The 13592-nt window shown below is 36.9% G+C and carries 13 protein-coding genes; 6 read left to right on the top strand and 7 right to left on the bottom strand.

What is annotated here, in order from left to right:
• Nucleotides 1-1058 precede the first annotated feature (1058 nt).
• From terL to OOK92_RS02955, 5 genes are all read right to left on the bottom strand, one after another.
• Nucleotides 1059-2654, bottom strand: coding sequence for a phage terminase large subunit (gene terL, locus OOK92_RS02975; protein WP_406722690.1), 1596 nt, complete (start codon nucleotides 2652-2654; stop codon nucleotides 1059-1061).
• Between the two features lie 185 nt (nucleotides 2655-2839).
• Nucleotides 2840-4324: a DegQ family serine endoprotease gene (locus OOK92_RS02970; RefSeq protein ID WP_264736197.1), complete on the bottom strand. Its 1485-nt coding sequence runs from the start codon at nucleotides 4322-4324 to the stop codon at nucleotides 2840-2842.
• A 3-nt stretch (nucleotides 4325-4327) separates the two neighbouring features.
• The gene (hflC, locus tag OOK92_RS02965) at nucleotides 4328-5200 is read right to left on the bottom strand and encodes a protease modulator HflC (RefSeq protein WP_010962867.1); all 873 of its coding nucleotides are present in this window, start codon (nucleotides 5198-5200) and stop codon (nucleotides 4328-4330) included.
• 2 nt (nucleotides 5201-5202) lie between these two features.
• Nucleotides 5203-6237 (bottom strand): FtsH protease activity modulator HflK, encoded by a 1035-nt coding sequence (gene hflK / locus OOK92_RS02960; protein ID WP_264736196.1) that lies wholly within the window; start codon nucleotides 6235-6237, stop codon nucleotides 5203-5205.
• Nucleotides 6238-6319: 82 nt separating this feature from the next.
• Complete coding sequence (locus OOK92_RS02955) at nucleotides 6320-6535, bottom strand: hypothetical protein (RefSeq protein ID WP_264687826.1); 216 nt, start codon at nucleotides 6533-6535, stop codon at nucleotides 6320-6322.
• 156 nt (nucleotides 6536-6691) lie between these two features.
• Here OOK92_RS02955 and OOK92_RS02950 point away from each other — a divergent pair, with 156 nt between their 5' ends.
• The 4 genes from OOK92_RS02950 to OOK92_RS02935 all read left to right on the top strand — a co-directional run bounded on the left by OOK92_RS02950 (nucleotide 6692) and on the right by OOK92_RS02935 (nucleotide 9815).
• The gene (locus OOK92_RS02950) at nucleotides 6692-8329 is read left to right on the top strand and encodes an actin-bundling T4SS effector WalE1 family protein (protein ID WP_264736195.1); all 1638 of its coding nucleotides are present in this window, start codon (nucleotides 6692-6694) and stop codon (nucleotides 8327-8329) included.
• A 240-nt stretch (nucleotides 8330-8569) separates the two neighbouring features.
• Entirely contained in the window at nucleotides 8570-8692 is a 123-nt protein-coding gene (locus OOK92_RS02945; RefSeq protein WP_264736194.1) for a hypothetical protein, read from the top strand.
• A complete protein-coding gene (locus OOK92_RS02940; protein WP_264735778.1) occupies nucleotides 8677-9633 on the top strand; it encodes an IS5 family transposase in 957 nt (318 codons plus the stop codon). The genes OOK92_RS02945 and OOK92_RS02940 overlap by 16 nt, the downstream gene beginning before the upstream one ends.
• 32 nt (nucleotides 9634-9665) lie before the next feature.
• On the top strand, nucleotides 9666-9815 hold the full coding sequence (locus OOK92_RS02935) for a hypothetical protein (RefSeq protein ID WP_264736192.1): 150 nt from the start codon (nucleotides 9666-9668) through the stop codon (nucleotides 9813-9815).
• A 218-nt stretch (nucleotides 9816-10033) separates the two neighbouring features.
• Here the strand turns inward: OOK92_RS02935 and OOK92_RS02930 are convergent, their stop codons facing one another.
• A complete protein-coding gene (locus OOK92_RS02930) occupies nucleotides 10034-10180 on the bottom strand; it encodes a hypothetical protein (protein WP_264736191.1) in 147 nt (48 codons plus the stop codon).
• Nucleotides 10181-10223: 43 nt separating this feature from the next.
• Between OOK92_RS02930 and OOK92_RS02925 the strand changes: the two genes are divergently transcribed.
• Nucleotides 10224-10400, top strand: coding sequence for a hypothetical protein (locus OOK92_RS02925; protein WP_264736190.1), 177 nt, complete (start codon nucleotides 10224-10226; stop codon nucleotides 10398-10400).
• 136 nt (nucleotides 10401-10536) lie between these two features.
• The gene (locus tag OOK92_RS02920) at nucleotides 10537-10758 is read left to right on the top strand and encodes a hypothetical protein (RefSeq protein WP_264736189.1); all 222 of its coding nucleotides are present in this window, start codon (nucleotides 10537-10539) and stop codon (nucleotides 10756-10758) included.
• Here the strand turns inward: OOK92_RS02920 and alaS are convergent.
• On the bottom strand, nucleotides 10726-13425 hold the full coding sequence (alaS, locus tag OOK92_RS02915; protein WP_264736188.1) for an alanine--tRNA ligase: 2700 nt from the start codon (nucleotides 13423-13425) through the stop codon (nucleotides 10726-10728). The genes OOK92_RS02920 and alaS overlap by 33 nt on opposite strands.
• Nucleotides 13426-13592 lie beyond the last annotated feature (167 nt).

The following is a 13592-nucleotide window of genomic DNA, read 5'->3' as shown; positions in this document are numbered from 1 at the left end:
TTGGACTCAGCCAATGGACCGTTGGTCATTACCGGCTCCAAGTGCAGGATTATGGTCATTGCCACAGAGTAGACCTTCATCATGGAAAGGTGCTAATAAAAGTGGATCAGCATGGACTAGTCAGCCAATAGGCTATTGGTCATCACAAAGCAGTAATTTAAAGGAGGATTGTAAAAAGATTTGTGAGGATTTTGAAGAGGCTTATGAAAAAATTGTAAGTGATTCATCACTTTCAAAGGAAGAACAAGAGTTGTTTAAAGCATTGCTTTATTGGTTTAACTTAAATAATTATGCTTTGGATCCTCCTCATACTAACTTTATTGTAAAAAATGGGAAGATTGTTAGTTTTCTCCATGAGGATGTTGATAGAGAGAAATATTTACAGGCGGTAAGAGATTATATAATAGAAAAGTATTGTGAAACTGAGGAAGAAGCAAGAAAAGTCTATGATCTAGATGAGTTTCCATTTAAACTTAATTATGAAGAAAAACAAGGAAAAACAGTTGTTGCTAATATAAGTAGTGGTGCTTTATCTAACTTAAAAATCCTTTTTAGTCGGGAGTTTGAGGAAAACGTAGATGCTATTGACATTAGTGCCGTCAAAAAGGTAGAGAAACGTGAAAAGGACGAATGGGTAGATCGCCAGAAATCTAAGGGCTGTTCTCTTGAAGGAGCATGTGAGAATTGTTTTCCTGATGAAGAGGCAATGAAAACAATTCCAATTGCATTTGACGAAGAAGAAGATGAATACGTGCTTAACCGTAGTTATGATATTTGTGAAGTAAAATTGTTGTTCAGAGAGCAATTACGACGGTTTAGAGGTACATCAAAAGCTGGACAGGGGAAGCCCGAAGATAATAAAGACAGCGGTTACTCTTCCGGGTTCGTAACTGATGCTGGAAAGGTAAGCTCCAAAGCTGAGGCAACAACAAGTGGAACAAGTGGTTATGAGTCTATGGATTGTGAGAATACTGAAAGAAACCCGCTAAACCGTAAGTCTTCATCATCTGAAGGTAGTTCAAGTGAATCTTCGAGAAGCGGAAGCAGTAATTCATCGCCTAAATCTGATGGGGAGAATACTGGAGGAACACTGCGAAAACGTAAGGTTCAATCGCCTGAAGATGGAGGTAGTCCAGAAAAATCTCTGAGAAGAGATTCTTCACCACTTTCAAGGCTGGAGTCGTTAAGTTTGAGTAGTTCCTCTCATCAAATAGGTAAGTAGTTAGGTTTATTAATTTCACTGCTCTCAGCCACCCAAGTGTTTTATTAGGGTTGGGACCAAAGTCTCTGACCCTGAAAGCACTGGTGTTAGTTTTTCTTGTCCATTGCAGATATTGCACGGTACTGTCCACTTGATCATCGTGGCGAGCTTCTGGGAACATTAAAATTTCGTACTCGAAATCGCTGAGCCATACTGCTTGATGCGGCAGAAAAACCCTGCCAGACTCTATAATTGGAACAATTTGATAAAATCGAGTGAGTTTGTCATTGTGTGGCACTATTTCAATAATCGGTAGATTGCTATTTGCCTTTAGCTCTTGTGTTAATTGCTGACCACTTGTTTTTGCTTCGATCAAAATTGCATGTGGTGCCCATCTTGCAGCTAGTGACAGAACTTGCTCTTTAAGCTTTGGATACTCAAGCTTTGCTCGATATACATCAAGTAAATAGAATTTATTATCTATTTTTGCCCAGGTGGTGCAGGCGCTAAAGTCGCTGGAATCGTTTGTTGAAACTGCAGTGTCCCAGCTTTGCGTTACATGTGAGGGATTATCAGGGAAATTTTTATAGCGCTTTAGCCACTCTTGTTTAATTATACCGCTTGAAAGCGGCAGGGGGTTTTGTTGATATTGAGCAGCAAAAGCGTAACTCCCGAGTTCAACTTTTATCATCTCAACTTCTTCTCTTCCTCCCTCCAGAGGATATAATAACTCATTCTCTTCTCTTGAATATAAACCTTTTTCTAGTGTCGTAATTGAGTTGATTATCTCCACTTTTTCAGAAATCATTGGCAAACAAATGTGATGCCATATGTTTTTTGGCTTGGATAAGAGGTGCCCGGTTAGGTCTTCCAGGTGCAGCCTGTGCATAACAAGCACAATTACTCCTTTTTTTCTATCGTTGAGCCTCGTTACCAAAGTCTGATCGAACCAATTTGTAACACGCTTTCTAAACGTTTCACTCAAAGCTTGAGCAGGGTTAAGCGGATCATCCACAATAATAAAATCACCACCTTCACCGGTTAACGTCCCTCCAACTGATGTTGCGATTCTAAATCCTCTCTGCACTGTTTGGAATTTATATTTAGTGTTCTGGTCTTTGGATAATTTTACCTCTGGAAACAGCTCTTTATACCAATCAGATTGCATTATGCACCTGGTATCAAGCGAGTGCTTTTCGCTGAGCAGCCGAGAATAACTTGCAACTATTATTCTTGCGGTTGGCTGATTTCCCAGTATCCATGCGGGCCACGCAACGCTTATGCACATGGACTTCATTGAACGCGGAGGCATATTGAATATTATGCGCCTTACTTCGCCAGCATTCGCTGCTTTCAGCCTGTCTTCTATGACTTTTATGTACTGATAATCATTATACTCACATCCCGGCACCACCGTTTGAAAGCACAGTTCAATGAATTTTAAAAAGTTGATTTTGTTCATGTGTATATTTTAGTAAATGTTCTTACAAGTAGCTGACACTGGAATGACATCCTTTGGTTTTTATATATGGTTATGCAATAAATCTAATGTAGATTTGATTTATTTGATAAGATTGAAGTAGCTATAATGGCAAACGCTACTGCTTTGTGAATTTAGTAAATAACCTACGAAAAGTGCTATTTCTTTAACTTTATTGAAGTAAAAAACTGATTTCCATTGCGGTAAATGAGCAACATTATTGAATCTTTACCGTTTTTCTTTACTGCTGAATCAACTTGTTTTTGAAAATCATTAGTATTTTCTATATCGGTTCCATCTAATTGGATAATAATGTCTCCTTTTTTAATACCACGCAGCGTGGCATTACTGTTACTATCTACATTAATAACTATCACACCTTTTGTAGGATTACTTTCTTTTGATTCTTTTGGCAGGTTTGAAACAGTTAAACCAGTTATGTAATCGGATGTTGATTTATTTTCTTCTTGATTATTACCTTGACCATCATTTGCAGATTCTTCAATCACAACCTTAATATTGACCTCTTTGCTCTTTCTAAGTAACTTAATTTGTACTTTTTTTCCAGGTTCAGTTCTTGAAACCATTTGAGGCAGTTGTGTCATTCTATCAATTTTTTTATCATCAAATTCTAATAATATGTCACCCACCTTAATTCCACCTTTTTCTGCAGGGCTATCCTTTACTATACTTGCAACCAGTGCACCTTTTGTATCTTTTAAACCCAAAGACTCAGCAAATTCTTTCGTTATAGGCTGAACTTGCACACCAAGCCAACCATGTTTTATTTTTTTGCCACTTTTTAATGTGTCAATAATTGACATAGCTAAATTAGATGGTATAGCAAAGCCTATACCCACGTTACCGCCAGACTCAGATGGGGAATAGATAGCGGTGTTAATGCCTATAACTTTTCCATTTAAATCAAATAATGGCCCTCCAGAGTTGCCTCTATTAATTGCAGCATCAGTTTGAATAAATTCATTCATAGTGCCGATACTAATGTCCCTGGACCTTGCAGATATAATTCCTGTGCTTACAGAGCTACCCAAACCAAATGGGTTACCTATTGCAATAACTGTATCGCCAACCCTTGCTGTATCAGAATTACCAAATGCAACAAAAGGAAGATCTTTATTAGAATGAACCTTAAGCACAGCAAGATCAGTTCTTGCATCATAGCCTAAAACTTCTGCTTTGAAATAAGTATTATCGTTCATAGTAACTGTGATATCTTGGGCGTTTTTAATAACGTGATAATTGGTTACTATAGTTCCACCTTTATCTATAATAAACCCAGAACCAAGCAGCACCACCTCTCTGTTAACACTAGGGCCCCTATCCATAAAAAACTGATCAAAATGCTCAAAAAATTCTCTAAAATCATCAAAGAAATTATTTCTTGGCATAAAAGGGATTTTAGTTCTATTGTTACTTTCTTGTTTGATTATTTGTTCGCTTGAAATATTTACAACCGCAGGAATGAGTTCTTCCACTAAATCGGCAAGTCCTTGATTACAGTTACATGCAGTAGTGCTAGCATCAACGACCTTTTTTGCATTCCAATCAAACATATTAGCGTATGAAGAAAACGCAATTAGAAAATATGCAAATATAGATAAAATAAATGCCTTACTTTTCATAAATTATTTCCATCCTTTGTTTAAAATATCTAAAAAGTTATTGTTTGGTGAAAGTACAAATTTAGTATTATTTTCGGCAAATGATTTACTGTAAGCGCTCATAGAGCGATAAAAGTTAAAAAACTCTTCATCAACCTTAAATGCCTCATTATAAATTCTAGTTGCTTCAGCATAACCACGGCCCCTTATTTCATATGATTCTTTTACTGCACTGGAGATAATTTCCCTTTTTAATTTATCAGCTTTTGATCTAACTTCCTGCCCAGCTTGCTCTCCTTCTGCTCTAATTTCTTTTGCTTCTTTTTCCCTTTCAGTTTGCATACGGCGAAATATTGCAGAACTATTTTCTTCTGGTAAATCTGCTCTCTTAATTCTTACGTCTATTATTTCTATGCCAAATTTTTCAGCTTCAGAATAAACTCCACGCTGAATCAATTGCATAACCTCTGATCTTTTTTCGTTCAACAAACTAATCAACGAAAATCTGCCTATATTTTCTCTTATGTGTGCTTCTATAACCGGATACAATCTTCTAACCAGCCCTGATTCATTCCTCACAGCCTGGTAAAAAGTAACAGGATTTGTTATTTTATATTTTGCATACGCATCTACTATAATACGTTTTTGATCCGCTGTTATCACTTCCCTTGGGATCTTATCAGGACTTAAATCTAAAACTCTTTTATCAAGAAACTCTACACTGTTTATGAATGGTAACTTAAAATATAAGCCACTTTCCCTAACATCTCTTACAACTTTACCGAGTTGTATAACTATCGCTTGCTTTGTTTCTTGCACAACAAATATTGAATTAAATAAAACAATCAATAAAACAACAAATACAGAAACAAAAACAATTTTAATATTACTACTCATGGTTATTTCCCTAAATTTGTAAGAGGTAAATAAGAAAACATACCTTTCAGATCATCAGTTACAACAACTTTGTCTACCTTACTGAAAATATTTTCCATAGTTTCAAGATAAATACGATTCTTAACGAGAGAAGGATTCTGTCTATATTCCTCATAAAGAGATAAAAAGCGATTTGCATTACCTTTTGCTTCATTTATTACTTCATTCTCATATGCCTCTGCATCTAATTTTATCTTTATCGCTTCACCCTTTGCTCGAGGTATAATATCATTATTATAAGCGTATGCTTCGTTTATAGTACGCTCTTTGTCTGCACGAGCACTTTGTACATCTCTAAACGAACTGATTACTTTTTCTGGTGGATCAATTTTTTTCATTTGAACAGATAAAATCTCTATGCCCATTTGGTATCCATCAAGAATCTGCTGCAATAGAATTCTAGTATCTCTAGAAATTTCTGGTCTGCCTTGACCAAGTGCAAAAGAGATCGTGTTTTTACCTATTATTTCTCTCATGGCACTTTCAGCAGCATTTTTAACACTGAAACCGGGTTTGTAATCCCGCACTTTGAATAAATAGTCCTTAGCATCTCTAACGCGCCACTGAACCTCGAAGTTAACGTTGACTATATTTTCATCCCCAGTTAGCATCACACCTTCACCGCGATCTGTGTCTCGCCCATAAGAATTACTTACCCCAATTTCTTCACGATTTACTTCCTTAACATTCACTTTAAAAACCTTGCCAATAGGGTAGGGGAAGTGATAACGCAAACCAGGTGTTTCTGTATTAGAATATTTACCAAAGGTAAGTTCTATACTTTCCTCACTAGGATGGACAATATAAAAGCCAGTGCAAGCATAGAACAGTAAAATAATGAAAATGATGAAATAAGGTTTTTTGCCCCTGTTTCTGGTTAATCCATTAAGAAAGAATCTTACATCAGATACAGCTTTACTTAAAATATCTTCATTATTAGGAGTTTTGCTCCCTACCGGTTTCTTTCCCAGATTCCAAGGATTATTCTCATCAAACATAACGATTGATTCTATAATTAATACGCTAATATTACTTCTTTAATAAGAAAATGCAAACATAAATTGCTATTTTATTTACAAATTAATCATCAGGATGGAAAACATGATCGTACACTTCCTTTTCTCTATGTAGTATGGTCGACTCTATAGAATTTTCTGGCTTTTTTTTGAATTCTTTGTTGTCACTCTTTAAGTGCACTACGTCTTCGTGAAAATGGGAATTATACCTAAATAGTAAAGCTATTATTATTAAAGTTATAACAGCCAAAAAGATGAGTGCCCTTTTTATGCACCTCATAAATACTCCGGCTTCTTGACCTAATTTTCTACGCTTCCAAAAAACACGTCAAGCAGAATTATTCAAAGACAAATGAACATTAACAGGCAAATTAATACTAACTTAAGAATCGAGGGTGTACAATATGAATATATTTAATTAATAGTGAGGTTTAAAATGTTAGCCAGTAAACAAACAAATTCAAGTCCTGTTAAAAAAAATTCTCCTTTCATGGAAACTGTGCAGGATAAACTAAAAGATATAAAAAATTTCTCTAATTGGTCTGCAAAAGAGCAAATGATTGCAGTAGGTGCAGTAGGTGTGATGGTTGGTGCATTACTTCCATTTGTGGCAGTTGCTTTACCGGTTGCTGCAACAGGTGCAATAGTTGCCCTAACTCTATTTTTTGCTTATAAAGCAGTTGAATACACATTCAAAGGGCTCAAATGGTCAGCAGAAAAAACAGTTGATGGGGCGAAATATACTGCCGAGAAAGTTAAGGACGCGTCAACATACGCTGCAGGAAAAATTAGAGATGGTGCTGTGCGTGCTAAAGATAAGATAAAAAGTAGTACAAGTCATGTAGTGCACAATGTATCACAATCGTTAGATCGCTTATCTAGTCAAACTAACTACTCAGATGCAATGTTGAATAGTCAATTGCTTTCAGGTGATGCGAAGGACAAAATTGTTAGTATTAAAGAGCAATTAATGGGTATTTTTAACAATAAAGAAATAGCAAACAAAGATAAGTTACTTGAAAAGATACTAAAAGACATAGTGTTACAGATCGAATCGAAAAAAGACCATGCGCAAGGAACAGATTCGGAGAAATATGCACCTGAATGGGATAAGCAGATAAATTTTATTAAGGGTTTAAATGCTGAGAAGTTACATGATTTGCTAACGAAACAGTCATTACCTAAAGATACTTATTTTCTTTCTACCATTTTCTTTGAGCATCACGATGAAATTAAGAGGATTGTTAAAGAGCGCAAAACAGAGCATAAACTTTCTAACTCTATAGAGAACCTTAATAAAGTAGCTGGAAAGTATGGGACACTCAGAGGTTCTATACAATTTGGAGGGAGTAACGTAGAAAAACAACTTCACGAACCTTTTAGTTCTGATCTTGGGGTGCTTGACAAAACTGCAACAGTAGATCCTGCTCATCTTAGAAGCAATTCATCTAGTCGCTTAACTCCTAAGCTTACTCCAATTGCTTCACCAAAGGTGCCTGAAAGTCCAACTTTAGAGGATGAATGGTCAAAGTTTGTTGATCAGCGGGTGAAACACCACGCGCTTTCTGCTCGAACTAGTGGAGGAGATAAGGAACAACAAGAGCCTCCTACTTTTACACCGAAGGTACCTGGAAGCCCTTCTATTGATAGTGGCATGGATTCTGGTTCTTCTACGCCAAGTGAATATTGTACACCTAATGCTTCTGGTATGTCTACGCCAAGTGAATATTGTACACCTAATGCTTCTGGTGTGTCTACGCCAATAGGAAATCGTTTTTCACAAGGGGTTGACGGCGAAGGGCTTAAGAGAAGGTTGGAGAGACTAAAATCTGAACCGGTAAAACAGAAAAGGGATTTTACTTCCAGTGATTTCCATGATAGTGGCAGAGGTTCATCTGGTTCTTCTACGCCAAAAAGTCCTTCTCCAGAAGACTTAAGTAAAGCTCGTGCAGAACTGAAAAAAACAGGTTATCTGGGCAAAATGGTGGAACAGCCTTCTACGCAAATGGCTGTTGAAGCTGACGTTCATCCACAGCTTGCAACTATACAAGGAGCTACAAATGTGAAAGCATAGTAGTTATAAACAAAGCTACTCACCTTCTTCAAAAGGATGTTACTCAATGAGTAACATCCTTTTTTTGTTTTTAAACTATAGAAAAATCCTAGCGTTATGCGCACAAACGTATGAACATTGTGATTTCTCCACTAGGGAAGGTGTCATCCCAGTGCCTTGACTACTTGGATCCAGGAATTTTATTAAGTTGGGAAGCATAAAAGTAGCCGTTTTATGTTAAAATACAACATTTTGATGATTATGAAAAGGCTGGATTCCAGCGGGCTTTGTTGCATAGCAACCGAAAAAATCTGGTGGCTACTGACAAAATTCATTATAAATAACCATTTAACTGTTGAAGAAAAAATATGCCACAGAAAATGAAAGTCAGTAACCAAAACGAATATAACAAATTCCTTGAAAAAAGGGGAAATATTTTTCGTTACATCGATGAAGCTATCGAAAATTGGTATGAAAATAGTCCAAAAATGCAGGGCGGCAACTATATTTACAGTGATAAAGTCGTAATTTTGGTGCATATAATTGTCAATCTTTTTAGAATTGGGTTAAGACAAACGGTGGGGTTTATAAAAGGATATCTGCAACAAATAGGAAAAAATTTGGCAGTTATCAGCTATTCACAAGCATCAAGAAGGTTTAAAAAACTTAATATTAAGATAAATGATTGCAGGGTTGATAAAAGCAACATGGAAAATATTGAAATTATCATAGATAGCACAAGTATCAGCATTTACAGTAACACTCCTGGCCACAGTAAGGAAAACAGTGCAGATAGAAAGTACCGAAGCTACGAGCAAGTAAGAAAGTTACATGTTATGTTAAGTGTGAATAGTAAAAAAGCTATAGCTGCAAGATACAGTAATGGCGTCTACTCTGACCACTATGGAGCTTGCGATTTGCTTGAAGAAGTTAATTTTCAGCACAAAATAAAAGCATTATATGCAGATAGGGCATACGATAGGCACAAACTTTATAAATTGTGTAAGAAATACGATATAAAGACAAAAGTTCTACCAAAAAAGGATGCAGCAGAACATTCAAAAATAGATTATATGTCTGACAGGAATGCTGCTATTAGGTTAATAAAATTATATGGACAAGATGGTGTAAAAGAGTGGAAAAAGGAAGCAATTTATGGAAAGAGATCTTACATAGAAGGATTTTTCTCAAGGTTGAGGCAAGTATTTGGATTTAGCTTTAGGAATAAATCTGAAGTAAATCGTGAAAAAGAATTACTAATTAAGTGCTATTTGCTCAACAAATTCACTGATATTGGTATGGCTAAATTTGAAATCATTACATAAATTTGTCGTAAACCATCACTGCTTAAGGTGCTATGCAACAAAGCCCACTGGAATCCAGTTTTCCATATAATCTCATCAAAAATGTTTATTTTCTAGCTACTTTTATACTTATCAACTCAGTATGCTTACTTACAATTAAAATTCCTGGATCCCAGTGGGCTTTGTTGCATCGCTACTTATGAAAGGCTAACTATAGCTAGGATTATAAGCAACCTATTGAAAATCTTGTTTTTTTGCAATCAATCTGATCAAATTTAAGAATAGTAATTTATTATTTATATTAATAAACTTAATTCTATTGAAAATAGCTAAAGCATTGAAATTCTTGAATTTTAGCCGGATTAGTGAGTGGTAGTGAAATTTCTTTTACTCAAATTTAGGTATTCACTGACCGTTCTTGTTATAAATACCAGAATAATAAGCTACTGATATTCTCCATCTTTTTTATCTTTAATCCATCATAGCTAGCGATGCAACAAAGCCATCCCAGTGTCAAGCTACTCGGATGACACCCTCTTGGATGGAAACCAGTGTCAGCTACTTTCATGACACTATGACAACCGTCATCCCGCTGCTTGTTAGCGGGATCTATGCTAAGAGATACCGCGAATGAATCGCGGTATGACGATCTGCGGCAGTATGACGGTTCGCGGCGGCATGACGTAGGACTGCTGTCATCCCGCTACGTGTTAGCGGATGAGATACCGCGAATGAATCGCGGTATGACGATCTGCGGCAGTATGACGGTTCGCGGCGGCATGACGTAGGACTGCTGTCATCCCGCTACGTGTTAGCGGATGAGATACCGCGAATGAATCGCGGTATGACGATCTGCGGCAGTATGACGGTTCGCGGCGGCATGACGTAGGACTGCTGTCATCCCGCTGCTTGTTAGCGGGATCTATGCTAAGAGATACCGCGAATGAATCGCGGTATGACGATCTGCGGCAGTATGACGGTTCGCGGCGGCATGACGTAGGACTGCTGTCATCCCGCTACGTGTTAGCGGATGAGATACCGCGAATGAATCGCGGTATGACGGTCTGTGGCGGTATGACGGTTCGCGGCAGCATCTCGTCATACCGCTACGTGTTAGCGGGATCTAGAGATACCGCGGCGGTATGATGTAGAGTGCTTAGAAGCGGTTATTTTGCTATAAATGGCTGTAATGGCATCATCTATTTTATTGCTATCACAGCCTGTTTGTGCAAGCTCAGCATTCCCACCGCAGTTCTTTTCAACTGCTATTGATATTAGTTCTTTTGCGCTAATCTTATTGATTAAGTCTTTACTTACTTTAATAATCAAGACTGTTTTATCTTTTTCTGTTGCCGTGAAAGCTATTACCGTTTTTGGTTTTTGTTGCTGCAAAACAAACTCTCTTATTACATTTGCTGGAATATCAGTGAAAATGTGGCTTATAAAATTTATTCCATTTATTTCAGTGCTTTTTATATTCTCTGCACTCACAAGCTTTTTATATAGGTTTCTTATTTTGGTTTCGGATTTTTTGTGTTCTTGACTTAAAACACTTAATTTGCTTGTTATTTCACTTACTGGCACTTTTACGAATTCTGCAACTTTTTTTAAGTTAATTTCATTATCACGTACATAATTGATTGCTTCCTGACCAGTTAAAGCTTCAATTCTCCTCACTCCAAAAGCAACAGAACTTTCTGTTACTATCTTAAATAAACCGATTTCTCCAGTATGTTCAACGTGCGTGCCACCACATAGCTCTTTCGAATCTCCAATATTTACAACTCTAACCTGATCACCATATTTTTCACCAAACAACGCCATGGCTCCTTCGTCTATTGCCTGATTCATGCTTTGAATTTTTGTAGATGCAGAAAGATTTTCTCTGATTAGAGAGTTTACCATATCCTCTACCCAGAATAACTGATCCTGAGTCACTTGAGTGTTATGGCTGAAGTCGAATCTCAGTCTATCTGGTGCAACTAGGGAACCTTTTTGCGCAACATGATCACCCAAGATTCTTCTCAATGTAAAGTGCAAAAGGTGTGTAGCCGAATGATTTCTTCTTAAGGTTTGCCTTCTTTCCTTGTCGATGCTTGCTGTAACTACATCACCTTTACAAATTGAGCCGAATTTAACTATGCATCTGTGCAAACATAGGTCATTAATCTTATTGGTATTTTCCACTATAACCATACTTCCAGCAATGCGATCTGTCGTCATTCCAGCGCGTGACCACGTGTTTTCTTCTTTCTGGATCCCAGTGTCCGCTACTTGGATGACAGAAGGGACAATGAAACTTCCAGTATCCCCCACCTGTCCACCTGACTCGCCATAAAAAGGTGTTTTATCAAGTATAATGGTTATCTTTTCTCCCTCCTTTGCAGAATCAATTACTTCATTTTTAGAGGAAACTATAGCTAGTATTTTCGCATCACTTACTTCATTGAACTCATAACCAACAAATTTTGTTTTGCCAAATTTATTGATCAAATCAAACCATACTTGCTCAACAGATTTTTCACCAGATCCAGCCCATTTAGCACGTGCTCTCTCTTTTTGTTCTCCCATTGCATCATCAAAACCCTTCTGGTCAAAATTTATTTTTTTCTCTTTTAAAACATCAAGTGTAATATCCAAAGGAAACCCATAGGTGTCATATAGCTTAAATGCTGATTCTCCAGGTAAAGTATCGCCCGATTTTAAATCTGTAGTGAATTTCTCCAGAAGATTGATACCTTTCATCAAAGTGTCTTTAAAGTTTTCTTCCTCTGATTTTAACGTCGTTTCTATTAAGCTTTTGGCTCTGACTAATTCAGGATAAACATCTCCCATATAAGCCGAACTCGTGCTATCTATCAACACTGGAAAAATGCGATGGAGTAGGGAATCATTATATCCAAGCAGGTGGATATAACGCGCGGCTCTCCTAATTAATCTGCGTAATACGTAATTCCTGCCCTCATTTCCAGGGAGCACCCCCTCTGCGATGAGAAATGCAGCCGCGCGAAGATGATCTGCTATGATCTTATGGGCTACTTTATTTTCCGTATTTCCACAGTACTCTTGAGATTTATTGATCAGAGCAGAAAATAGATCAATATCATAGTTATCATGGACATTTTGCATTACAGTAGCTATTCTCTCAAGACCCATTCCAGTATCGATGCATTTTTTTGGCAATTTGTGCAAATTACCTTCTTCATCTTTGTTAAACTCCATGAATACCAGATTCCAGATTTCAACAATTCTATCGTCGTCTTGTAAATTAGGACTCCCATGATCATAAAAAATTTCAGAACATGGACCGCATGGACCAGTGCTTCCCATACTCCAAAAGTTATCATCCGTTGTAATTCTTATGATTTTATCACTTGAAAAGCCACTTATCTTACGCCAAATCTCGTACGCCTCATCATCAGTATGGTAGACGGTTATGGATAGTCTGTTTTTATCAAGAGATAACTCCTTAGTGATAAATTTCCACGCAAATTCTATCGCAGTTTCCTTAAAGTAATCACCAAAGCTAAAATTTCCGAGCATTTCAAAAAATGTGTGATGCCGAGTTGTATAGCCAACATTTTCAAGATCGTTGTGTTTACCGCCTGCTCTTAGGCACTTTTGACTTGAGACAGCACGTTTCATTTCAGTTTTTTGAGCACCAGTAAAAATATTTTTAAACTGCACCATACCAGCATTTGTAAACATGAGTGTTGGGTCATGTTCTGGAATCAAAGGAGAAGAAGAAACCTGTTCGTGGCCATTACTTATAAAAAATTTTATAAATCTTTCTCTGATTTCACTTAACTTCATTATTTTTATTGAGATTATTCATGAATAATAAGCTGCAATGGAAATAAAATCAATTACAATACCACCACTCTCTAGATCTCAGAACTTCTAGTAATATGCACCTTGTGGTAAGGAAAAATCAATATATTCACGATAAATTTACCTCATATCTGTGTTTTATATGTGGA

This window comes from Wolbachia endosymbiont (group A) of Rhinocyllus conicus (assembly GCF_947250775.1).
GTDB lineage: Bacteria > Pseudomonadota > Alphaproteobacteria > Rickettsiales > Anaplasmataceae > Wolbachia.
Note: the sequence above shows the minus strand (reverse complement) of the source record. Positions and strands in the feature narration are given on the sequence as shown.

Coding starts and splice junctions, on each gene's coding strand:
- OOK92_RS02945 (WP_264736194.1), top strand. CDS start 8,570: ATGAAAAGGCTGGATTCCAGCGGGCTTTGTTGCATAGCAACCGAAAAA.
- hflK (WP_264736196.1), bottom strand. CDS start 6,237: ATGTTTGATGAGAATAATCCTTGGAATCTGGGAAAGAAACCGGTAGGG.
- OOK92_RS02940 (WP_264735778.1), top strand. CDS start 8,677: ATGCCACAGAAAATGAAAGTCAGTAACCAAAACGAATATAACAAATTC.
- OOK92_RS02950 (WP_264736195.1), top strand. CDS start 6,692: ATGTTAGCCAGTAAACAAACAAATTCAAGTCCTGTTAAAAAAAATTCT.
- alaS (WP_264736188.1), bottom strand. CDS start 13,425: ATGAAGTTAAGTGAAATCAGAGAAAGATTTATAAAATTTTTTATAAGT.
- OOK92_RS02925 (WP_264736190.1), top strand. CDS start 10,224: ATGCTAAGAGATACCGCGAATGAATCGCGGTATGACGATCTGCGGCAG.
- OOK92_RS02920 (WP_264736189.1), top strand. CDS start 10,537: ATGCTAAGAGATACCGCGAATGAATCGCGGTATGACGATCTGCGGCAG.
- OOK92_RS02970 (WP_264736197.1), bottom strand. CDS start 4,324: ATGAAAAGTAAGGCATTTATTTTATCTATATTTGCATATTTTCTAATT.
- OOK92_RS02930 (WP_264736191.1), bottom strand. CDS start 10,180: ATGAAAGTAGCTGACACTGGTTTCCATCCAAGAGGGTGTCATCCGAGT.
- hflC (WP_010962867.1), bottom strand. CDS start 5,200: ATGAGTAGTAATATTAAAATTGTTTTTGTTTCTGTATTTGTTGTTTTA.
- OOK92_RS02955 (WP_264687826.1), bottom strand. CDS start 6,535: ATGAGGTGCATAAAAAGGGCACTCATCTTTTTGGCTGTTATAACTTTA.
- OOK92_RS02935 (WP_264736192.1), top strand. CDS start 9,666: ATGCAACAAAGCCCACTGGAATCCAGTTTTCCATATAATCTCATCAAA.